The following is a 21,278-nucleotide window of genomic DNA, read 5'->3' on the forward strand; positions in this document are numbered from 1 at the left end:
GGGCCCTCAAGCCCCGTCGAGTTCGCGATGGCGCTGGAGGGCGGCCCACTTCGCGCCGAACCCGCGGGCGAGTTGCTCCACCAGGAATACCGATCGGTGCTGGCCGCCGGTGCAGCCGATGGCCACGGTCACATAGCTGCGGTGGTCCCGCGCCAGCGCATCGAGCCATCGTCCGAGAAACTGTTCGATGTCGGCATACATGCGGGCGACGTCGTCATGCTCGCGAAGCCAATCGATCACCGGGGCGTCACGGCCGGTGAGGGGGCGCAACGCGGGGACGTAGTGCGGATTGGGCAGCATCCGCACGTCGAACACATAGTCGGCGTCGAGCGGCACGCCGCGCTTGAATGCGAAGGATTCGAAGACCAGCGTGAGGGCGCTCTCCGGCGCCGAGATCAGTGCCTTGACGTAGCTCTGCAACTGCGCCGGACGGATGATGCTGGTGTCGATGACATCCGCGCCATCGCGCAGGTCGGCGAGCAACTCGCGTTCGAGTTCGATGGCCTGGACCAGCACGCGTTGCTGCTCAGGTGCGTCGGTACGGCCTTCCTGCCGCGAGAGGGGATGGCGACGGCGCGTTTCCGAGAAGCGGCGGACCAGCGCATCGGTGGTCGAATCGAGGAACAGCGAGCGCAACGAAACGCCTTCGCGCCGCAGCCCTTCGAGCTGCTGCGGAACGAGCGGCAAGGAAACGCCGCTTCGCACGTCCATCGCAATCGCCACGCGTTTGGCTTGCTGCTGCTGTTGCAGGGCAATGAAGGGTGCCAGCAGTTCTGGAGGCAGGTTGTCCACGCAGTAGTAGCCAGCGTCTTCCAGTGCGTGAAGGGCCACGGACTTTCCGGAGCCCGACATGCCGGTGATCAGCACCAGCTCAAGACTCATGGCGATGTCTCCGGCGTCCTGCTGCCCAGCATCTCGCGCGCGTGCGCCAACGAGGTGGCGGAGACGCGTTCGCCGCCCAGCATGCGCGCGATCTCCTGGGCCCGGTCTTCGCCTTCCAGCACCGACACGCCGCTTTCCGTGCGAGGCGCTTCCTTGCCCTTGACGCTGGTCTGCCGCTTGGCGACCACGAGGTGATGATCCGCGCAGGCGGCCACTTGAGGCAGGTGGGTAACGGCCAAGACCTGCCGGTCGCGGCCGAGTTGCTTCATGAGCCGCCCCACGGTTTCGGCCACTGCGCCGCCAACGCCCGCATCGACTTCGTCGAAGATCAGGGTCTGCGCCGCACCGAGCTCGCTGGTGGTGACCGCGATGGCGAGTGCGATGCGCGACAACTCGCCGCCGGACGCCACCTTGCCGATCGAACGCGGCGTGCTCCCCGCGTGTCCGGCGACCAGGAAGGCGATGTCTTCGAGCCCGGAGCGGCTCGGTTGGGCCAGCGGCTGCAGCTCGACTTCGAAACGACCGCCCTTCATGCCGAGTTCCTGCATGGCCTGAGTCACTGCCTGGGCGAGTCGTGGCGCGGCCTGCTTGCGTGACTTGCCGAGTACCTTGGCTTCTTTCATGTAGGCCTGCTGCGTCGCTTGTTCCGCGCGCTCCAGTGCGTCGAGGTCGCTCTGGGCATCCAGCGCCTGCAACTCCGTCTGCCAGCCGGACAGCAGCGCCGGGAGCTCTGCAGGCGGGCGCCGGTACCTGCGGGCCAGGGACATCCAGAGGCCCATGCGTTCGTCGAGTTCGGCGAGCTTTTCCGGGTCGGTGTCGGCCTGGCGGAGGTAGCTGTGCAGAGAGTGCGCAGCATCGGAGGCCTGGGCCACGCTGGAGGCCAACACCTCCCCGAGCGCCTTGAACTCAGGCTCGATGTGCTCGCAGTTCTGCAGCACCGTGACGGCTCGACTCAGTGCGGCCAGCGCGCCGCTGTCGTCATCTTCGAGCGCACTGCACGCGCCTTCGGCTGCGTCGATGAGCGCCTGGGCGTTGGAGATGCGGGTGTGGCTGGACGACAGTTCTTCCCACTCGTCCTCCCCGGGCGCCAGCTTCATCACCTCGGCGACTTGCCATTGAAGGCGTTCGCGCTCTCGTTGCAGCGAATCTTGCGCGGAGCGGGCGGTTTCCAGCGTCGAGATCGCTTGTCGCCAGGCCTGCCATGCGCTGTCGAGTGCCGTGGTGCTCACGCCGGCGTAGGCATCGAGCAGGCCACGCACGGCTTCGGGCCGTGTGAGGCTCTGCCATGCGTGCTGGCCGTGGATGTCGAGCAGGCGGTCGCCGAGCTCGCGCAGTTGTGTCGCCGTGGCGGGGCTGCCATTGATCCAGCCGCGGCTGCGCCCCTGGAGGTCGACGGTTCGGCGCAGGAGCAGGGCGTCGCCCGCTTCGAAGCCGCCTTCGTCGAGCCAACCGGTCAATGTCGGGTCGGCGTCGAATTCCGCGCTCACGTCCAGCCGCTCGGCGCCCTCGCGCACCGAGCCGGCATCGGCGCGATTGCCCAGCGCCAGTTGCAGTGCGTCGATCAGGATGGATTTGCCGGCTCCGGTCTCGCCGGTGAGGACGGTGAAACCCGTCGAGAGATCGAGCTCGAGTGCGCGCACGATCACGAAATCGCGCAAGGCGATGCGGCGCAATGCCATTTCAGGAACCTCCTTCGTTCCAGTGCAGTTTCTTGCGCAGGGTATCGAAATAGCTCCAGCCCTTGGGGTGCAGGAAACGGACCCGGTATTCAGAGCGGCGCACCACGACCCGGTCGCCGATCGCCAAGGATGCCAAGGACTGCATGTCGAAATTCGCGCTGGCGTCGCGCCCGCCCACCAGCTCGATCGAGACTTCGTCCTCGTCCGGCAACAGGATGGGGCGGTTGGAAAGCGTGTGCGGTGCAATCGGCACCAGCACCCATCCCGGTACCGCGGGATGCATCAGCGGGCCACCGGCCGAGAGCGCGTACGCCGTCGACCCGGTGGGCGACGCGATGATCATCCCGTCGGCGCGCTGGTTGGCCACGAAATGGCGGCCGACCGTGACCCGCAACTCGACCATCCCCGAGGTGGCGCCGCGGTTGACGACCACGTCGTTCATCGCGAGCGCGTCGAAGACCGACACGCCGTCGCGAATCACCTGTGCCTGCATCAGGCCGCGGTGGTCTTCTTCGTATTCGCCTGCCAGCATCGGGACCAGCGTTGCCTGATAGTTGTCCAACGAAATGTCGGTGATGAAGCCGAGCCGGCCCCTGTTGATGCCGATCAGCGGAACGCCGTAGGGGGCGAGCTGCCGCCCGATGCCGAGCATGGTGCCGTCGCCTCCGACCACGAGGCCGAGATCGCATTCCTCCCCGATTTCCTCGACTGTCAGTGCCTTGTAGGGCCCGACCTCGACTTTGTCACTCTGCGACCGCTCGACAAACACCATGCAGCCTTGCGCTTCGAGAAAGGCGCCGATGCCTTCCATGACGTTGTCCTGCGCACCACATTGCGCCCGGGCACCGGAAGCCTGGTATTTACCTATGAGGGCGACGTGCCGAAAGCGAGGGGCCATCTACAAATTACAACATTAAAATTGCCCGATGCTGGACGACCGCGCCAAGTTGCTGCTAAAGACTCTCGTCGAGCGCTATATCGCCGAAGGGCAACCTGTGGGCTCGCGCACCTTGTCGCGTGCATCGGGCCTGGATCTCTCCCCTGCGACGATCCGCAACGTGATGTCCGACCTCGAAGGCCTCGGCCTCATCGCCAGCCCGCACACGTCGGCAGGACGTATTCCGACGGCGCGCGGCTATCGGCTTTTCGTCGACACCATGCTGACCGCGCAGCGCGAGCAGTTCTCCACGCCAAGCCTCGCGCCCGATCAGCCGCAGAAAGTGATCGCGAACGCCGCAAACCTGCTGTCGAACCTGTCGCAGTTCGTGGGCGTCGTGATGGCGCCGCGGCGCGCATCGGTGTTCCGCCAGATCGAATTCCTGCGGCTGTCCGATCGCCGTCTGCTCGTGATCATCGTGTCGCCCGACGGCGATGTGCAAAACAGGGTCATTTTTCCGGAAGCCGACTATTCGCAGTCGCAGCTGGTCGAGGCGTCGAACTACATCAATTCCCATTACGCCGGCCTGTCGATCGAGCAGGTGCGGGACCGCCTCCAGTCGGAGGTCGAGCAATTGCGCGGCGAGATCGCGGCGCTGATGCAGGCGGCAGTGCAGGTGAGTTCCGAAGTACTCACCGAGGCGCAGGACGAAGTCGTGATCGCCGGCGAGCGCAACCTGCTGGCCGTGACCGATTTTTCCAGCGACATGAGCCATCTGCGACGCGCGTTCGAGCTGTTCGAACAAAAGGCGCAGCTGATGCGCCTGCTAGATGTATCGAGCCAGGCGGAGGGCGTGCGCATCTTCATCGGCGGCGAGAGCCAGGTAGTGCCTTTCGATGACCTGTCGATCGTGAGCGCGAACTACGAGGTCGACGGACAGGTGGTCGGAACGCTTGGCGTCATCGGCCCCACGCGCATGCCGTACGAGCGAATGATCCAGATCGTCGACATCACGTCGAAACTGGTCACCAACGCGTTGAGTCACCGCAAGTAGGGGCCTCGTCGGCGCTCGCGTGCAGCGCTATAGAATGCGTCGCAGTGGGCCGTTAGCTCAGTTGGTTAGAGCAGAGGACTCATCGAAATGGTGACCCCACCGTGAAAACGATGGTGGAAAAACCGGGTGAATTCAGGGAAACCGTCAGTCAGTTGTTGACCCGGCAATCCTGAGCCAAGCTCACTGAAGGCAGATCGCAAGATCGGTAAGTGAGAAGGTGCAGAGACTAGAGTGCGAGGAGCCAGTCCGATAAGCATTCCTCGAGCGCCCGGCACCCGAACGAACGGAGAAATCCGGGCGAGGGTGGTGAGATAGTCCAGGGAATAGGGAAACCTATACAAACCTGAATCCTTTGGTCGTTGGTTCAAGTCCAACACGGCCTACCACAGCGATTTCGTCGTCAATCCGCGACGACGCGCCTATTCTGGAAGCCGGCACGGCAGCGCAGCCCGGTGCGCCCCTCGACAGGGCGCGCAACTTGAGCGAGGATGTAAGGAGAAACTCTTACTGACAATTCTCCGTATGCGCCATGCCGCTCCAATGCCGACAATGCCAGCGCACTAATCGCGATGACGCGAGCTTCTGCGACTGCTGCGGACGCCGGCTTCGAGGCGGTGCCGCGGATGCGGCGTCGGAATCCACGGTCGAACTCCGCTATGGGACTTTCGTCTTCTGCGACCTTGTCCATTCGACCGCGCTCGCCAATCGTATCGATCTCGAAGACCTGCGGCGTGTATTCCGCTGGTTTCGCGAGCAGGTCGACCTGGTGGCGCGCCACCACGACGGCCATCTGATCCGCTTCGTGGGCGACGGCGCCTTCCTGTCCTTCGGGCTGCCCGAGGCCAGTGAGGATGCCACCGAATCGGCGGTGCGCGCGGGTCTCGCGCTGGTCAGCGCCATCAGCACGGGGGAGGCGCTGCCTGGCATCTCGCTCGCGTTGCGCGTGGGCATCGCGTCGGGCACGGTGGTCTTCGGCGACCTCATCGACGAGGCCGTGGTCAAGGAACAATCGGTGGTCGGCTCGGTGCCGCACCTGGCCGCGCGCCTCGCGGCGACGGCGCCGCAAAACGGCGTCGTCATCGCCGACAGCACGCGCCGCGCCGTCGGCCGCTTCTTCGAGTGCCGTGACCTCGGAAGGCTCGACCTCAAGGGCTTCGATGGTGGCGAGCGCGCCTGGCTCGCCGTGGCCGAGACACAGATCGCATCAACCTTCGAGGCACGCCGCGGCTCGGGCTCGTCGCATGAACTGGTCGGACGCGAAGCGCCGCTGGCCCTGCTGGCCGACGCGTGGAACCGCGCCCGCGAGCGCCACGGCGGCGCCGTCGTCATCAGCGGCAACGCCGGCATCGGCAAGTCGCGGCTGGCCCGGACCGTGCGCCGCCGCGCGCAACGCGACAGCGCCACGCTGGTGGAAATCGACTGCACGCCGCGCACGCAGAATACGCCGCTCTATCCGGTCAGCGTGCTGATGCGCCGGCTCGCAGGCATACGGCCGCAGGACACCGATGCCGAACGGCTGCGCCGCGCCAGCGAGTTGCTGCAAAGGAAACAACTCGACGACGCGCTCATCCCGAACGCGCTGCGCTACCTGAGCCCGATCTTCGGGCTCGCCGCGGTCGACGAGGACGCCTCCGAGGAAAGCGCCGAACGCGTGCGCGAACGCACGATCACGCTGTTGGTCGATCTGCTGGCGTCGATGGCCGGCGACGCCCCGCTTTTCATGCTGTGCGAAGACGTCCATTGGGCCGATGCGTCGACGCTGCTGGTCATCCAGCGCCTGTGCGAGCGCCTCGTCGACTTGCCGGCGCTGCTGGTCGCGACCTTGCGCGGCACCGTCGCGATCGAATTGCCGAACTCGAACAGCGTTGCGCTCGGCGCACTCGACGACGAGACCGCCGCCGCGATGATCCGCTCGTTGACGCGGGCCGATGCGCTGCCCGCGCCGATGATCGAACGCATCATCGCGCGTGCGGAGGGCGTTCCGCTTTATCTCGAGGAGCTGTGTCAGGGCGAGTTCGATGCAGCCACGCGCACGGAGCGCGCGAGCGCCGGTGCGAACCGCGACCACGCCGTGCCGCCGATCATCCAGGCGAGCATCGAAGCCCGCCTCGATCGCTGGAGCGATATCAAGTCGATCATCCAGGCCGCGTCCGTGATCGGCCGCGACTTTGCGCTGCCGCTGCTCAGTGAACTGGTGCCCGAGCGCCGCCGCGAATTGCCCGACGCCATCGCGCGGCTGGTCGATGCGGGCCTGCTAGTGCAGAACTTCGACGTGCGCAGCGGCCCGATGCGCTTCAGCCATGCGCTGATCCATGACGCGGTCTACCAGACGTTGCTGCGCACCGAACGTCAGCGGCTGCACGCGCACGTGGCGCAACTGCTGGTTCAGCATTTCGACGGCCTGCCCGAGTCTGCGCCCGACGTCGTCGCGCAGCATCTGGCCGCGGCGCTGCGCTTCGAGGAAGCGATCGGCTGCCTGATCACCGCGGGCGTGCAGGCGTCGGAACGCGCGGCCTACCTCGAATCCGCGAGCCACAGCCGCAGCGCGCTCGCGCTGCTCGACAAGCTCACGGATCCGCGCGTGCGCACGCAGTACGAACTCCAGCTCCGGGTACAGCTCGGCGTGGCGATTGCCGCGACACAGGGCTACGCTTCGCCCGAGGTCGAGGCCACCTACCGCGCGGCGCGCGAGCTGTGCCGCGACGACACGGACCCGGCCATCACCTTTCCGGTCGTGCGCGGGCTCGCGACCTTCTACTTCGTGCGCAACGAGCAGAACATCGCGGACGAGATGTCCTCGCTTTGCGTCGAGACGGCCGACCGCTCGGCACGCCCCGAATTCATGATCGAGGCGCTCACCGTGCGCGGCTACACCGACATGTACCGCGGCCAGCTCGAAGTGGCGCAGCAGGCGCTGGAGCAGTGCGCGTCGCTCTATCGCCAGCACCAGGGCGAACGCTTCCGCTACCCGTCGGTGCAGGATGCGGGCACCGCGGCGCTGTCGATCCTGGGCATGGTGTGCTGGCTGCGCGGCGACGGCGCCGGTGCCGACCGTAGCGTGGCGCTGGCGATCGAGCACGTCGAACGCCTCGGCCGCCCCTTCGACAAGGCCTACGCGAACTGCTTCATCGCGCAGCAGTTGAACGTGCAGCGCCGCCACGCCGAGGCGATGCAGCACGCCGCCGTGAGCGTCGAGCTCGGCACTCGCCACGGCTTTGGCACCTGGCTGGTGTGCGGTCTGATGCAGCAGTCGATCGCCGCGGCGGCGCTCGGCCCGTCGCCCGAAGCCGTGAGCGGCCTGCGCCAGGCCATGGGCGCGTACCTCGCGGCCGGTGCCCAGGCAGCCGTGCCCTTCTTCCTGTGGGGCCTCGCGCTCGGCCTGCGACAGATTGGCGATGCCGCCGGCGCGCAGGCCGCGCTCGCCGAAGGCCTGCGAAGCGTGCGCTCGACCGGCGAGGTCTACCTCGAAGCCGAACTGTTGATATTGGCGGCCGAGCTCGAAAGCTCTGACGCGCGCGCAGAGCTGCTCCTCGCCGAGGCCCGTCGCGTCGCCGTACAGCAGGGCGCGGCCACGCTCGCGCTGCGCGCGGTGCTCACGCTGCTGCGACGCCGTGGCTTGAGTTCCGACGACCCGCACCGCGACCTGGCCGCATGGCATGTGCTCGAAGCGCGGGCGCCTTGCCCGATCGACCAGGGTTGGGCCAGCACGGCGCTGCTCGGCGCGAGCCGCTGCCTCGACGCGATCGAATCGACGACGACTGCCCTGGCGCGCTGAGGCCTCACCAGTCCAGTCCGTTCTGGATGCTCAGGTCCATCGAGCACTTGAGGCGGTACCAGTCGCCGGTCGGCAGGCTGATCTCGAGCATGTTTTCGCTCTTCAGGAGCTTGCACAATCGAAACCAGCCGTCGTCCTTGTCCACGCCTTCGTCCCCGTCCACAGCTTCGTCGTCGTCCACACCTTCGTCCCCTTCATCCTCGTCCACACCTTTGGCTCCGAGCTTGAGGACAGCGACGCCAATGGGGAACTGCGCCTGGACGTCCTTCAGCGTAAAGCCGCCGTTGATCCACGTCTTCGGCAGGTCGCGGCCGTCGACCGGCGTGACCTGCACGCTGCGGTAGCGATTAAAGCCCTCTTTCATAGCCTGGCGCGCGAACGACCGGCGAAAGTCGACATCGCTGAAGTCGACCTGCCGCCAGCGCGAACTGGTGAATACCGAGCTGTTCAGGATGGCGTCGATATCGACGCGATCGAAGCGGTCGTCGTCGATGCCGCCCGCGGGGTACTGGATGTCGAGCAGCGCCTTGGGCTGCGAATCGTCGACATGTTCGAAGCTCGGCGGCACGCGCACACGGACGATACTGGTCAGCGGCTCGGCCTTTTCCTCGCCCGGCCGCTTGCCGTCCCTGCCGACGGGGTGGAAGTCATGCTGATCGTCCGGCGTCGGCCGTTCGTCGATGCAGAACTCAGCGATCTCCTTCTTGAAGCCCTGCATCTCGCGGCCGACGTATTTCGACCACGGGTTGTCGACGAAGATCGCGGGCACATACTGCGCTGCGTCGCGCGCCTGCGAGCCGTCGTCGTCGACCTTGCCCACCAGCAGCCTCACGATGAGTTCGTGCTGCGCCATGGAGTCATCGCTCTGCAGCGGCGCCAGCGGCTCGAGCGACCGCATCCTGCCGTAGCGCAGCAACTCGATCACGACGGTCGGTGTCGAAACGCGATAGCTGAAGTCAGTGCGGATGCCGCTCAGCTTCCGATGGAAGTTCAGGGCGTCGGCGAGCGCCTGGAGCTTGGGCAGTGTCCGTTCGGGCAGTTCCAATCGAAAGCCGACGATCTCGACTTCCTCGAAGCGAAATCTTGGCCGGCCGAACACGCTGTCGGACGTCTGGCGCTGGGGGGGAACGCTCTTCGACGGCGGCTCGACACCGTGGGAGGGCTGCGGCACCTCGCTGTCGCGAAGAATCGACTGGGCCGAGTCGACCAGTCTGCCCGCCGAGAGCGCCGCCAACGCAGGCATCGCACCCTGCGCCTCGATGATCGCGGCGAGATCGGGATAGGCGGCGGCCTGGACCTTGATGGCTGCCTCGTTCCTGGCCGGCGACCGAAGGTCGCTGCGCTGCACCTCCCAGGGCGCCGGCCGCGTCAGCACGTCGCGCGTCTGCTGCGCAACATCGGGCGCGCTCAGGAACTGCGCGTACCAAGGCTTCGGTGAACTCTCCGGGTCGGATTTGCCATAGGGGCCCGGATCGACGCCCTGGATCTCGATGAGCGGTTGATCGGACAAGACCACCGGGTTCAAGCCGACGCGCGTCGGATAGACAGCGGCATGCACTTTCAGATGCCCGCCGCTCAACTCGATGTGAGCCTCCAGCATCGGAATGCCGAACGCGCAGAAGCGGTTGCACCAGCCCGGGTCGTTCGAGTAGGCGAGCCAGCACGTGAACTGGGTCGGCGAAGCCAGATCGTCGGCGACGGACAACAGGAGCGCCAGCCGCCCCTGCGCCTGATCATCGCGAATGATTTCGACCGCCAGCGCCCCGGCCCTGCCGGCATCGATGGCAGCGCGCAACGCGAGGTCGGCCGAGCGCGCCTGACCCTGCAGGCTCGCGGGGTCCAACGGCATCGTGGCAATCCAGAACGAATGTGACATGGCGCCCTCGCTTGGCTAGGTGTGAGCGACGGCCTTCGACCGGCGCTCGGTTCGGCAGCCCATCAGCGGACTGTCCAGTCCCTGGTCGATGAGCGGTTGCCACAGGCCAAGCACATCGGCGGGGGTCAGCCATCCACCGGGCGACTCGGCCTCGGCGACCTTGCGCGCGACGGCGAGGGCGAGCCGCGCCGTCAGCTCGTAGGGGTCGCCGGTGACGATGCACCAGTCGACGACGAGTTGGCGGTAGCGGTCTTCGATCTGCAGCACGACGCGATGCGAATTGTCCGCGCGCTCCTTCGCGTCGGGGCCCTCTGGCAGCATGTCGATCTGCCAGCGCGTGAGTTCGCGCAGGATCGGCAGCTGGTAGCCGACGGCCCCGACCGCTGCCGCGTGGTAGGCGAGGCGCATCGTGGTCGGCATCTCGATGTACGACTCGATGCGTTCGAGCCTGACTTTGCGGCGTTCAGCCGTATGGCGCGCCGTGAGCGTGTCGATGAGGTTCGCGGCCGAGGCGATGCGCAACCCGCTGCCGTGCTTCGGCTCGCCGCTGCCGAAATCAAAACTGCGTTCGAGTTTGCCGACCGGCGCATGCGACAGCACGAGCCGCGGACTCTTGCTGTCCGGTACGCCCCGCGCGACGGTGACCTGCTCCCGCACCATGCGCATCATGGTGCGGGCACTGCCGCGCGAGAGGTACTTCATGCGCGCGACGGCGATGCGCGCTATGCCGAGTTCGTCCGCCAGGCCGTTGCCTTGAAGGTCGTGGAGCGCGGTGTCGAGCATGAGGTCCGACAAGGTCGCGGTATGGCCCGCGCCGCACACCAGCGCCAACCCGCGGCTCTGCGCAAAGTAGTGCAGGTCGTCGAGGCGCTTGTAGACGTCGACCTCGCCGTTGATGTCGACGTAATGGCATCCAGCGTCGAGCGCCGACTTGGCGAGGCGCTCTGCCGTCTGGTCGAAGGGACCGGCCGCGTTGATGAGCACGTCGAAGCCATTGAGCGCGCGCACCACCGACTCGCGATGGTCGAGGCTGAAGGCGCGGTAGTCGAGCTGGAGGTCTTCGGCCAGCTCCGCCAGCGCGCGCCGGTCGCGACTGGCGAGCACCAGCTCGCAGGGGCGATGGGTCTTCGTACGGTTGCCCCAGCGGCGCGCCGCCTCGGCCGCGATCAGTCGGCCCGAATAGCCCGTAGCCCCATAGAGCAGGAATCGATTGGCCATCGGCTGTCCCTCCAAGACAAACGTCGTCAGTCAATGCAGGCGCCGCAGCACCCATGTGATCAGCGCCCGAACGAACTGCAGGTCGCGGCCTTCCGGCCTGCCGTGGAACGCCCCTTCGAACTCGTGCAGCGCGGCGCCCGCGAGGCCGCGCGCCACCTGCCGTGCATGCTCCATGGCGCCGGTCTTGTCGAAGAGCGCGCGCACCCACGCGACCTCCGCCGGCGTGCGGCGGGCCCGCGGCCGCGCCAGGAAGCGCTGCAGCCGACCGCGCTCGGCGGCCGTCGCCTTGCGCATCGCATGGATCAGCATCAGCGTGCGCTTGCCTTCGAGAAGGTCGCCCGCCAGCTCCTTGCCGTAGTCGGCGCCCGGCTCGAGGTTGAGCAGATCGTCCTGGATCTGGAACGCGGCGCCGAAGAAGAAGCCGAGGCGGATGAGAGGGTCGAGCGGTGCGCGCCCGCGCGTCCCGATCAGGCAGCCGATGCGCAACGGATGGATCGTGGTCAGCCAGCAGGTCTTCTTGAGCACCATCGTGAGATAGCCCTCGTCGTCGACGTCGCTGCGGTTGTCGCGACGCCAGCCGAGCTCCAGCGCCTGCCCCTCGGTGGTCTCCCACGCCATGCGCTCGGTTTCCTCGAAGATGCGCATCGCGAGCGTGAGGCCGAGGCGGCGCACGTTGTCCTTCAGCGGTCGCAGGCTCAGCAGGCCCAGCGCGTCGCCCGCGTTGAGCGCCAGTGGCAATCCGTGTAGCGCATGCAAGGTCGGCGTGCCGCGGCGCTCGTCGCTGTCGTCCTCGATGTCGTCGTGGATCAGCAGCGCGTTGTGCAGCAACTCGATGGCGACGGCCGATGCGACCGCGTCGTCGGCCGTCGCCCCGAAGGCGCAGGCCGAGGCGATGCACAGGCTCGGGCGCAGCATCTTGCCGCCGCGCTGCGGGTAGTCGGCGATCAGCTCGTGCAGGTAGCTGCCGGGCTCGGTTTCGGGCAGGTAGGCGCGCAGGTGCTTGCGCGTGAGCTCGCCGTACTGGGCGAACATCTCGTTGACGAGCCGGTCGTCGGCTTCGGGGTCGGCAAACTTGCGCGTGTCGTTGAAGCCCATTGCCGTGTCCTCAGAGCTCGATCTCGATCACGCCGACCTGCTCGTCATCGGGTTGACGGCAGACTGCGGCGCGCCAGCGGCCGGGCGGATGCTCCTTGTCGGTCTCGATCCGCAGCCGCAGCTTGTCGGCGGCGACCGCCGACAGCCAGCCCGTGAGTACCTTCGTCGATGCGTCCTTGAGGTGGTAGAAGGCCAGCTCGACTTCGCCCGCCAGTGAGCCGTCGGCAAGGCTCAGGCTGCAGACGGTCACCGCCCGTTTGGCGCTGCCGGACACGTGCAGCACCGACACCGCGAAGGGCACCGCGGCGGGCGGCTGGATGTCCTCTTTGGGAGGACGCGGAGAGTCCTTGCCCGCCTTGCCGCGCTTGCGCTCGCCGTCGTTGGCCTTTTCGTCGTCCTTGTTCAGGCCGAAGATGGAACCGACCATGCGGTATTCGGCCGAGAGCAGTCGCTTGACCGGGCTGCCCGGCTCGGCGGCCGAATCCTCGAGCCATTGAAGCCCGGCGAGCAGCGCCTTGCTCGCCAGCCGCTCTGCCGAGTCGAGCATCTGGCCCGGGTCCCCGCTGCCCTGCCGCTCGGCCGCGCTGCGCAGGCGCCGCGCAACGCGCATGCCGCGGTCGATCTGCGAGTCGACGACGCGATAGCCCATCTGCACCGCGGCAACCACGGCGTCCTCGGTGGTCTGCAGCGGAACGCCGCGCAGGAGCTTGCCGCGGACCTGTCGATCGGCGCTGCGGTAGTAGCCGCCGAATGCGCGGTTGGGCCCGAGCGCCTCGGGCTCTTCGCGGACCCAGCGACCGTTGGCATCTTGTTTCATGGATGGTCGTACCCCACGATGTCCTCGAGCGCGGGAAAGCCGCAGATGGCGTGCGAGGCGAGCATGCCCGACATCACGGCCGCCTCGATACAGCCTTCGTTGAAGCCGCACTCCGTCCAGTCGCCGGCGATGGTCATGTTGATCACCGACGCGTCGAGCGGCGAAATGCGATGTTCGAGCGACCCGGGCAGCGCGAGCGTGTAGCGGTCGGAGCCAAGGAAGTTGGCCTGCACGTGCTGCGCCTTCAGGCCCTCGGAACCTAGAAGCTGGCCCTTCTCGTCGACGAGGTGGTCGAGGGGCGTGCTCTCGAGATTGCCCTTGTCATCCCTCATGAACGCGTCCGGCCACAGCGGCTCGACGCGCTTGACGAGCAGCTCCTGAAGGTTGTCGCGCACCATGGCCTCGATCTCCGTGGCGTTGTATTCCTTTGCCTTGATGTCGGCATCGCTCAGCAGGCCGACGAAATAGGAGACCGATCGGGTCGCGTCGGCGTCCGGCTTCTTGCCCATCTGCACGCGCCACGCGCGCTCCGCGGCGAAGGTGTGCGTCATGTCGGCCCATGACTCGAAGGGGTCCTCTAGCGCCGACACCAGCGCCGAGCCGCGACGCCAGCCGAGGTCCTCGACACTCGTGTCGAGCCAGACCTGCGCTGCCTGCGTGCCCACGGTCTTGACGTGCTTCTGCATCTCGTTCCAGCGCTTCAGTTTCTTGAACAGGCCGTCCTTGTCGCGCTGGCAGATGACACGGAAGTCGTCGATGCCCATGGCGAACACGACCACGTCGAATTCCTTGTCGTAGTTCAGCGTGACGGACGACGTGTCCGCCTGTGCGAACTGCGCCGGCCGCTCGTGGTACCAGCATCCGGCGTCGTCGAGAGGCTCGAAGCCGGCGAGGCCCGCCGCGCTGCCCGGGGTTTCGAAGCGCATGCTGGCGACGTGCACGGGCTCGCCCTTGAGGGGCTCGCCGACGAAGCGGATGTCTTCGAGCTGGTGCATGAACTTGAAGTCCACGCCCCGGTCCTTGAGCACCCGGTACAGCGGCGCGAACACCGTGTCTCCCATGCCCGAACGCATGCGCCAGAACAGCGCACCCCGGTAAGTGAAGAACATGCGCAACGCGCCGCGCAAGGCTTGTCCCGCCGCGAGCGCGGGCTTGCTGCGATCGCCCTCGCGGTAGCAGAACGCGAGGTCGTACAGGCCGGTGACGAAGGGCGACTCGACCGAGCTGCGCATCGCGCCGTGCTTGATGAGCCAGTCCTTGCAGTCGATGTGATTGATCGCGTCGAGGCCGCGCGAGTCGAACAGCACCCGGTCGCGGTACAGCCCGACGACGATCGTCATGATCAGATCGATGATCTCGGTCTTGCGGCGAAGCGGCTCGTCGATGCCGACGAGATCGGTGAGCTGCCGTCGCGTCTGCGCGGCCAGTGCCTCGATGAAGGCCAGCACCGTCGAAGTGAATTGCGGCGCGGGATCGCGCTCACGCAGCCAGTTCTCGAGGATGGTTGCGCCTTGAAGCACGCCCGCGGCCGTGGTCAGCGTGCCAACGCGCAGCAGCTTCGCCATGCGGTCGATCACCACGCCGGGCGAACGCACCGCGTCGAAGCCGAAGTCGAGCTCGATCGACTCGTCGAGCGTCGAACGCGAGCCCTTGGGTGACACGCCGGAAGGCGGCGCAACCACGCTGTGTATCAGCGCCTTGCTCAGTCCGATGCAGCGCGCGAGGTAGCCGGCCAGCGTGAAGGGATTGGTGCGATCGTCGAGCTCGGTGCCAGGCAGCCCCTTCATCGGCGGCAGCATGCCCGACCAGGCCTCCCATTGCCCGCTGCGGCTCTTGGTCGCCACTCCAATGTGCGGCTCCGGAAAGAAGGCGTCGTCGAAGGACTCGTGTGGCAGCGGCTGACGGGCCTTATCGTCGTTGCACACCGGCCCCCACGGGGCCTTGCGCACCTCGTCGTAGCAGTGGCGCATCATGGCGAAGGCGTTTTCGTAGAAGCCGAGCCAGATGTGCAGGCCGTGCTCCCGGATGCGGCCCGAGCTGTCCCGTCCCGACGCGCCCTTGCCGCCGAGGCGCCAACTCTGTTCGTAGACAGTGATCTTGAAGTCGGTGCAGTCGCCGTTGCCCATGCCAGCTTTGCGATCGGTCTTGGCCTGCGCCTTGCTCAGCGCCACGAATTCACTGATCTGCCACGCCGTCGCGATGCCGGCGCATCCGCCACCCACGATGGCCACGCGGATCGGCGCTGTCATGACGTGACTGCCGTGTGAGAGGCAAGAGATTCCACTTGGCGCACCTTTCGTAGACGCCGAATCGAATTAGCCTTGGGTCTGCGTGCAGGATTGCGCCTGGAGGGGCTTGAATCTGCGGCCGCTGTGTAATTCGGCGTCGCATTCTTGCACGCTGTTGCATTTTTGGGCAGTTCCGGATCGACGAAACGTCGCGCGTCATCAACGCAGGGGAGGGCACAAGGCGTGGGGGCGTCACGTCCCTGAGACGGTTGCAGCGTTGAGCCTTCACGCGCCGTTCGAGGTGCATGAAAATTGGACGACTGGAAGCAGGTCCAAAATGCATGCTATACTCGCAAGCTGTGCGGCTGTAGCTCAGTTGGATAGAGTACTTGGCTACGAACCAAGGGGTCGTGGGTTCAATTCCTGCCAGCCGCACCACTCTTCAAAATGGCCTAGAGGTTTTCGACCTCTAGGCCATTTTTCTTTGGCGGATCCTTTCGCGCGTGCACGCAGGCCCGTCGCCGCTCACCCCATCAACATCGGATTGCGGCGCGCCTCATCGATGCGGCGCTGGCGCACCGCTTCGCGGCATTGGCCGAGACGTGCGGCCCCGGGCTCCGCGCAGCGGTTGTTGACGCACACGGCGCGTGCCAGGAAGCCCTTGGTGCTGCACCCCGCCAGAAGGTCCTGGCTGTGACGGGCCGATCCGACCGCAGCCTCCTTGGTGCGGCCCGGAGCCGACTTCGCCGCGCGGGGGAGCGGCACCGGCACCCCAACGTTCGATGCGCGGTCGCTGCTTTCCTGTTCGGGCGCCTGTGCCTGCACTTCAGGCGGAACGGCCGGCAACGCGACGCGCCCCGCTTGCTCGTGCCCGATGGTGATGTTCTTGCTGGCCAATAGGTCCGACACGATTTTTTGCTGTGGAGAGACCACCGCGATGGGGTTCAGCGCCGCGCCTGCAGCAGGCGCGGGGACTGGCTTGGCCAAGGTCGCGGGAGGCTCATGGTTCTCGAACTGCAACTGGTGCCATGCGGCGAAACTGATGAACAAGAGCAGCGGCGGTATCACCACCATGGTCAAAACGCTGCGCAATGCACGGGCGTCGGAGGACGAAGTCCTGGCCGCCTTCACTGGTTCGGGCGACGGCGCTTCGTCGCTGGGCGGGGTCAGCGATCCACCACAGGTTGCGCAACGAACCGCATCGAGGCTGTTCATCGTTCGGCAGAACTCACAGGCAACGAAGTCGGACTCTCGGTGCTGAACGAACATCTTGAAGAAGTCCCCCACTTGCGCGTAGGCAACGGCTTGCACCGTCACCGGCCACTTGGCGGGCCATACCGAATTCGCGGTGGTCGCATACATGCTGGACTCCTTTGGAGATCGGTTGAGAAACCCGCTCCTGGCGGAGCGGCACGCGGAGCCCTTGAAGGGTAGAACTCGCAGGCGGCCAGTCAATGAGGAATACGGCACCCCAGCAGGTCGCGACAGACACATCGGACGCCTTTCTCCTACGGTGCGTGCGCGCCACTTGTAAGACTGCGCCTGAATCTGGTAGCCAAGAAATGCTGAGGGGAGCGATGGCCGCAGCAACACTACTGAGGAAGTGGCCGCGTCCGCGGTCGCACCGTGCCCGCGGGATAATGCGCGGCGGCCACGCCAGGGGCCGCTTGGGACGTCGATGCATAGGCCCAGCCGACACAGGCCGGCGGCGTTCACAGCCTGGCGCTCATGGGGACGATCACGATGAGTTCATTGCACATGTTCCTGCCGGCATCCGAGCCCGCTCGAAGCGAGGCCCTGGCCCAGTTGAAGAAGACCCATCACATACCGCGCCATCTCGTGAGAGGCACCTCGCGCGCGGATCTGGGCAAGCGTGGGCTGGCCGTATCGGACGAGATCCCGCAAAGCCAGCAAGAGGCACCTCCCCAGGAACAGCAGTCATCGGATCCCTCGCCAGAACAGGCGAGTTGAAGCTTCCGTCGAGGTCGCGCAGTGCGCAAACGCGACCTGCCGATACCCGGCAAGGACGAGCCCCCACCAGAGCCGGTGCCGGGTCAGAACGAGCCGAACCCGCAAAAGCCCGATAGCGACGAACCGAGCCTTCCGAGGCCGTTCGATCCTGAGAGCCCGAATCTCCAGCCAACCGAGTGAGTCGGGAGGGGGAATTCTTGCCCACCTTCTCTCATGCCGTCACCTATGTGACAGCAAGGGTAAAGCCCGCTTCGAAATATTTCAAAGCTCGGTATCTTGATGTATCCGTCGGCATCGAGCTTTCATTTCAGGCAGCCAAGATCGTCCGACACCGGCCGCTGACCCACCGCGCAAGGAGTCGAACATCGTCTCGCCTGCCAACCGTGCTGAACTGCTCCGTGTCGATGGCGTCACCGTGCGCTTCGGCGGGATCACGGCCCTCGACAAGGTGTCGTTTTCGGTCTCGACCGGGCACATCGTCGGGCTGATCGGCCCCAACGGTGCGGGCAAGACGACGCTCTTCAACTGCCTCTCCCGGCTCTACGCATTCAGCGAGGGGCGCATTCTTTTCGAAGACCGTTCGCTGGTCGCCACGCCGGCCCATGGCATCGCGGCGCTCGGCATCGGGCGCACTTTCCAGAACCTGGCGCTGTTCCGGACCATGACGGTGCGACAGAATATCCTGCTCGGCGGGCATTGCCGAACGCGCAGCGGATTCTTCGCGAATGCGATGCGTCTGCCGTGGGTGCGGCGCGAAGAGCAGGCGCTGGGGGCGCATGCCGACCAGCTCATCGATCTGCTGGATCTGCAGAGCGTCGCCGACACCCGGGTGATGGATCTGCCGTTCGGTACCCAGAAGCGCGTCGAACTGGCGCGTGCCCTGGCCAGCCAGCCGAAGTTGCTGCTGCTCGACGAACCCGCCGGCGGCCTCAACCACGAGGAGGTCGGCAACCTCATGGAACTGCTGCGGCAGGTGCGTGACCGGCTCAAGCTCACGATGCTGCTCGTCGAGCACCACATGAACCTCGTGATGCGGGTGTCGGACAAGGTGGTTGCGCTGGACTTCGGCCGCATCATTGCCGATGGAACGCCGGCCGAGGTGCAGGCCGACGCCGAGGTAATCCGCGCCTATCTGGGGGGCCAGGCCTGATGGCCGCGCTGCTCGAAGTGCGCGGCCTGCACGCGCAGTACGGTCCGAGCAAGGTCCTGCACGGCATGGACTTCGGCGTGGAGGAGGGCGGCATCACCACCATCCTCGGAGCGAACGGCGCGGGCAAGACCACGACCCTGCGCGCTGTCTGCGGCATGGTGAAGACGCAGGGCGAGATCGTCTTCGCGGCGACGCGCATCGACGGACGCTCGACCGAAGGCATCGTCCGCATGGGTGTGGCCCACGTGCCTGACGGCCGCGGCACCTTCGTGAACCTGAGCGTCGACGAGAACCTGCGCCTGGGCGCCTACACGCGGCGCGACAAGTCGGAGGTGGCCGCAGACTTCGAGCGCGTCTACGACTACTTTCCGCGTTTGAGGGAGCGCAGGCGCCAGCAAGCCGGAACCTTGTCGGGCGGCGAACAGCAGATGCTGGCCGTGTCGCGTGCGCTGATGCTGCGGCCGCGCCTGCTTTTGCTCGACGAGCCTTCCTTCGGGCTCGCGCCGCGCATCGTGCAGGAGCTTTTCGAGATCTTCCGCGAGATCAATCGGCGCGACCGCGTCAGCATGCTGCTGGTGGAGCAGAACGCGGCGCTGGCGTTGAACCTGGCCGACCAGGCCTACCTGCTGGAAACCGGCCGCGTCGTGATCTCGGGCACCGCCGAGGCCATCCGTAGCGATGAGGCGGTGCGGCGTTCGTACCTCGGCTACTAGCCCCCCCATATGAACGTCCTGCTCCATCAAGTGCTCTCCGGTCTTGCGACGGGCGGCATCTATGCGAGCGTGGCACTGGCGTTGGTGATGATCTACCAGGCCACGCACCTGGTGAATTTCGCGCAGGGCGAAATGGCGATGTTCTCCACCTACATCGCGTGGAGCCTCATCCAGGCCGGCGTGCCGTACTGGGGGGCGTTCTTCATCACGGTGGGTGTCGCCTTCGTGCTCGGCGTGCTGATCGAGCGAATCATCGTGCAACCGGTGGAGAACGCGCCCATCCTGTCGGTCGTGATCGTGTTCATCGGCCTGCTGGTGATCCTCAACAGCCTGGCGGGGTGGATCTTCACGTACACGATCAAGCCTTTCCCGAGCCCGTTCCCCACCGACCCGCTGTTTGGCAATTCGTACGTGTCCTCGCACGAACTGGGCTCCATCGGCATCACGCTGACGGTGCTGGCGCTCGTCTTCGTGTTCTTCCGTTTCACGCCGCTAGGCCTGGCGATGCGTGCGGCCGCGCAGAACCCGGAATCGAGCCGGCTGGTGGGCATCCGCGTCGGCTGGATGCTGGCGCTCGGCTGGGGACTGGCGGCGGCCATCGGATCGATCGCCGGCATCATGGTCGCGCCCACTGTGTTCCTCGAGCCGAACATGATGGCCGGCATCCTGCTGTATTCCTTTGCCGCGGCGTTGCTCGGCGGCATCGACAGTCCGGGCGGCGCGGTGCTCGGCGGCTTCATCGTCGGCGTGCTGGAGAACCTGGTCGGGGCCATCCTCGGCACCGAGCTGAAGCTGACGGTCGCATTGGTGCTGATCGTCGGCGTGCTCGTGATCCGGCCGTCCGGCTTGTTCGGCAAGGTCCACATCACGCGGGTCTGAACCATGGCCATACCCAACGAACCGATCGGCGCCACATCGGGTAAGGCGCGGCTTGCGGGACTGCTGCTCCTGCTCGTCATCGCGTGTGCGCTCCCATTCCTGGTCAGCAACTACCGGGTCTTCCAGTTCACGCTCGCGCTGGTCTACGCCATCGCGTTGCTGGGCCTGAACATGCTGACGGGCTACAACGGCCAGATCTCGCTCGGCCACGGCGCCTTCTATGCGATCGGCGCCTACGTTGCGGCAATCCTCATGGACAAGTTCGGCGTGCCCTACTGGCTGACCGTGCCGGTCGCCGGCGCGGTGTGCCTGCTGGCGGGCTTCCTGTTCGGCTTGCCGGCGCTTCGCCTGGAAGGTCTCTACCTGGCGCTGGCCACCTTTGCCCTCGGCGTGGCGATGCCGCAGATCCTCAAGTACAAGCACCTCGAGCATTGGACCGGCGGCGCGCAAGGCATCGTCATCGTGAAGCCCGAGGCCCCGGAGTGGACAGGGTTGACGCAGGACCAATGGCTGTATTTCGTCGTGCTGGCTTGCCTGCTGTTGCTGTTCGTCATCGGTTGGAACCTGCTGCGCGGCCGCATGGGGCGGGCGATGGTTGCCATCCGCGACCAGCCGATCGCGGCACAGGCGATGGGCGTCAACACCGCCATGGTCAAGTCGTTGACTTTCGGCGTCTCGGCGATGTACACCGGCATCGCCGGAGCCTTGGGAGCGATCGTGATCCAGTTCGTCGCACCGGATTCATTCAACATCTTCCTGTCGATCACGCTCGTGGTGGGCATCGTGATCGGCGGGCTGGCGTCGATCCAGGGCGCGATCTTCGGGGCTGTGTTCATCCAGTTCATTCCGAATGTCGCCGACCAGATCTCGAAGGCCGCGCCTTGGGCGATCTACGGCGTGTTCCTCATCGTGTTCATGTATGTCATGCCGGGCGGCGTGGCCGGTTTGATCCGCATCCTCTTCGGTCGATTTCAAAGGCGCAGACGCTGAGAAGTTCGTGTTCTCGTCCGGTTCCCGGCCCGCAGGCCGGTCCGATTTGTGTTCGATGACATTGAAGGAGACAC

17 protein-coding genes and 1 tRNA gene are annotated in these 21,278 nt (G+C 66.2%); 8 read left to right on the forward strand and 10 right to left on the reverse strand.

Annotated features, from left to right (window positions below):
- Positions 1–6: 6 nt before the first annotated feature.
- From rapZ to QTI04_RS09615, 3 genes are read right to left on the reverse strand one after another with little or no spacing between them, the layout of a single operon-like run.
- Positions 7–882: an RNase adapter RapZ gene (rapZ, locus tag QTI04_RS09605; RefSeq protein ID WP_286615314.1), complete on the reverse strand. Its 876-nt coding sequence runs from the start codon at positions 880–882 to the stop codon at positions 7–9.
- Positions 879–2,561, reverse strand: a complete 1,683-nt coding sequence (gene recN, locus QTI04_RS09610; RefSeq protein WP_286615316.1) for a DNA repair protein RecN — start codon at positions 2,559–2,561, stop codon at positions 879–881. Before recN ends, rapZ begins: the two co-directional genes overlap by 4 nt.
- Before the next feature lies 1 nt (position 2,562).
- Positions 2,563–3,459 carry an NAD kinase gene (locus QTI04_RS09615; protein WP_286615317.1) on the reverse strand — a complete coding sequence of 299 codons (897 nt, stop codon included), beginning with the start codon at positions 3,457–3,459 and terminating at the stop codon, positions 2,563–2,565.
- A 28-nt stretch (positions 3,460–3,487) separates the two neighbouring features.
- Here QTI04_RS09615 and hrcA point away from each other — a divergent pair, with 28 nt between their 5' ends.
- Positions 3,488–4,492, forward strand: a complete 1,005-nt coding sequence (hrcA, locus tag QTI04_RS09620) for a heat-inducible transcriptional repressor HrcA (RefSeq protein WP_286601339.1) — start codon at positions 3,488–3,490, stop codon at positions 4,490–4,492.
- A gap of 400 nt (positions 4,493–4,892) precedes the next feature.
- On the opposite strand, the gene QTI04_RS09625 is transcribed toward hrcA, so the two are convergent.
- Positions 4,893–5,282, reverse strand: coding sequence for a hypothetical protein (locus tag QTI04_RS09625; protein WP_286615386.1), 390 nt, complete (start codon positions 5,280–5,282; stop codon positions 4,893–4,895).
- Here QTI04_RS09625 and QTI04_RS09630 point away from each other — a divergent pair.
- The gene (locus QTI04_RS09630; RefSeq protein WP_286615382.1) at positions 5,202–8,267 is read left to right on the forward strand and encodes an AAA family ATPase; all 3,066 of its coding nucleotides are present in this window, start codon (positions 5,202–5,204) and stop codon (positions 8,265–8,267) included. The genes QTI04_RS09625 and QTI04_RS09630 overlap by 81 nt on opposite strands.
- 4 nt (positions 8,268–8,271) lie before the next feature.
- On the opposite strand, the gene QTI04_RS09635 is transcribed toward QTI04_RS09630, so the two are convergent.
- The 5 genes from QTI04_RS09635 to QTI04_RS09655 are packed head-to-tail and all read right to left on the reverse strand — an operon-like array spanning position 8,272 to position 15,522.
- Positions 8,272–10,143 (reverse strand): hypothetical protein, encoded by a 1,872-nt coding sequence (locus tag QTI04_RS09635; RefSeq protein WP_286615319.1) that lies wholly within the window; start codon positions 10,141–10,143, stop codon positions 8,272–8,274.
- Between the two features lie 15 nt (positions 10,144–10,158).
- Complete coding sequence (locus QTI04_RS09640; RefSeq protein WP_286615321.1) at positions 10,159–11,361, reverse strand: saccharopine dehydrogenase NADP-binding domain-containing protein; 1,203 nt, start codon at positions 11,359–11,361, stop codon at positions 10,159–10,161.
- A gap of 30 nt (positions 11,362–11,391) precedes the next feature.
- On the reverse strand, positions 11,392–12,456 hold the full coding sequence (locus QTI04_RS09645; protein ID WP_286601342.1) for a polyprenyl synthetase family protein: 1,065 nt from the start codon (positions 12,454–12,456) through the stop codon (positions 11,392–11,394).
- A gap of 10 nt (positions 12,457–12,466) precedes the next feature.
- Complete coding sequence (locus QTI04_RS09650) at positions 12,467–13,273, reverse strand: hypothetical protein (RefSeq protein WP_286615322.1); 807 nt, start codon at positions 13,271–13,273, stop codon at positions 12,467–12,469.
- Positions 13,270–15,522 (reverse strand): NAD(P)-binding protein, encoded by a 2,253-nt coding sequence (locus QTI04_RS09655; protein ID WP_286615324.1) that lies wholly within the window; start codon positions 15,520–15,522, stop codon positions 13,270–13,272. The genes QTI04_RS09650 and QTI04_RS09655 overlap by 4 nt, the downstream gene beginning before the upstream one ends.
- Before the next feature lie 340 nt (positions 15,523–15,862).
- On the opposite strand from QTI04_RS09655, the gene QTI04_RS09660 reads away from it, so the two are divergent.
- Positions 15,863–15,939: transfer RNA gene (locus tag QTI04_RS09660), tRNA-Arg, on the forward strand.
- Between the two features lie 87 nt (positions 15,940–16,026).
- On the opposite strand, the gene QTI04_RS09665 is transcribed toward QTI04_RS09660, so the two are convergent.
- Positions 16,027–16,863: a hypothetical protein gene (locus tag QTI04_RS09665; protein WP_286615326.1), complete on the reverse strand. Its 837-nt coding sequence runs from the start codon at positions 16,861–16,863 to the stop codon at positions 16,027–16,029.
- A 381-nt stretch (positions 16,864–17,244) separates the two neighbouring features.
- On the opposite strand from QTI04_RS09665, the gene QTI04_RS09670 reads away from it, so the two are divergent.
- The 5 genes from QTI04_RS09670 (at position 17,245) to QTI04_RS09690 (ending at position 21,204) form a co-directional block, all read left to right on the forward strand.
- Entirely contained in the window at positions 17,245–17,472 is a 228-nt protein-coding gene (locus QTI04_RS09670) for a hypothetical protein (protein WP_286615328.1), read from the forward strand.
- 415 nt (positions 17,473–17,887) lie between these two features.
- Positions 17,888–18,622, forward strand: coding sequence for an ABC transporter ATP-binding protein (locus tag QTI04_RS09675; protein WP_286615330.1), 735 nt, complete (start codon positions 17,888–17,890; stop codon positions 18,620–18,622).
- On the forward strand, positions 18,622–19,335 hold the full coding sequence (locus QTI04_RS09680) for an ABC transporter ATP-binding protein (protein ID WP_286601351.1): 714 nt from the start codon (positions 18,622–18,624) through the stop codon (positions 19,333–19,335). Before QTI04_RS09675 ends, QTI04_RS09680 begins: the two co-directional genes overlap by 1 nt.
- 9 nt (positions 19,336–19,344) lie before the next feature.
- Entirely contained in the window at positions 19,345–20,214 is an 870-nt protein-coding gene (locus QTI04_RS09685) for a branched-chain amino acid ABC transporter permease (protein ID WP_286615332.1), read from the forward strand.
- A gap of 3 nt (positions 20,215–20,217) precedes the next feature.
- On the forward strand, positions 20,218–21,204 hold the full coding sequence (locus QTI04_RS09690; protein ID WP_286601356.1) for a branched-chain amino acid ABC transporter permease: 987 nt from the start codon (positions 20,218–20,220) through the stop codon (positions 21,202–21,204).
- The last annotated feature ends 74 nt before the right edge of the window (positions 21,205–21,278 follow it).

It is taken from the genome of Variovorax sp. J22R115 (assembly GCF_030317005.1).
In the GTDB taxonomy this organism is placed as follows: domain Bacteria; phylum Pseudomonadota; class Gammaproteobacteria; order Burkholderiales; family Burkholderiaceae_C; genus Variovorax.

Bases quoted from the DNA above. Each gene is read 5' to 3' on its own strand.
- rapZ (WP_286615314.1), bottom strand. From the start codon at position 882: ATGAGTCTTGAGCTGGTGCTGATCACCGGCATGTCGGGCTCCGGAAAG.
- recN (WP_286615316.1), bottom strand. From the start codon at position 2,561: ATGGCATTGCGCCGCATCGCCTTGCGCGATTTCGTGATCGTGCGCGCA.
- QTI04_RS09615 (WP_286615317.1), bottom strand. From the start codon at position 3,459: ATGGCCCCTCGCTTTCGGCACGTCGCCCTCATAGGTAAATACCAGGCT.
- hrcA (WP_286601339.1), top strand. From the start codon at position 3,488: ATGCTGGACGACCGCGCCAAGTTGCTGCTAAAGACTCTCGTCGAGCGC.
- QTI04_RS09625 (WP_286615386.1), bottom strand. From the start codon at position 5,282: ATGGCCGTCGTGGTGGCGCGCCACCAGGTCGACCTGCTCGCGAAACCA.
- QTI04_RS09635 (WP_286615319.1), bottom strand. From the start codon at position 10,143: ATGTCACATTCGTTCTGGATTGCCACGATGCCGTTGGACCCCGCGAGC.
- QTI04_RS09640 (WP_286615321.1), bottom strand. From the start codon at position 11,361: ATGGCCAATCGATTCCTGCTCTATGGGGCTACGGGCTATTCGGGCCGA.
- QTI04_RS09645 (WP_286601342.1), bottom strand. From the start codon at position 12,456: ATGGGCTTCAACGACACGCGCAAGTTTGCCGACCCCGAAGCCGACGAC.
- QTI04_RS09650 (WP_286615322.1), bottom strand. From the start codon at position 13,273: ATGAAACAAGATGCCAACGGTCGCTGGGTCCGCGAAGAGCCCGAGGCG.
- QTI04_RS09655 (WP_286615324.1), bottom strand. From the start codon at position 15,522: ATGACAGCGCCGATCCGCGTGGCCATCGTGGGTGGCGGATGCGCCGGC.
- QTI04_RS09665 (WP_286615326.1), bottom strand. From the start codon at position 16,863: ATGTATGCGACCACCGCGAATTCGGTATGGCCCGCCAAGTGGCCGGTG.
- QTI04_RS09670 (WP_286615328.1), top strand. From the start codon at position 17,245: ATGAGTTCATTGCACATGTTCCTGCCGGCATCCGAGCCCGCTCGAAGC.
- QTI04_RS09680 (WP_286601351.1), top strand. From the start codon at position 18,622: ATGGCCGCGCTGCTCGAAGTGCGCGGCCTGCACGCGCAGTACGGTCCG.
- QTI04_RS09685 (WP_286615332.1), top strand. From the start codon at position 19,345: ATGAACGTCCTGCTCCATCAAGTGCTCTCCGGTCTTGCGACGGGCGGC.
- QTI04_RS09690 (WP_286601356.1), top strand. From the start codon at position 20,218: ATGGCCATACCCAACGAACCGATCGGCGCCACATCGGGTAAGGCGCGG.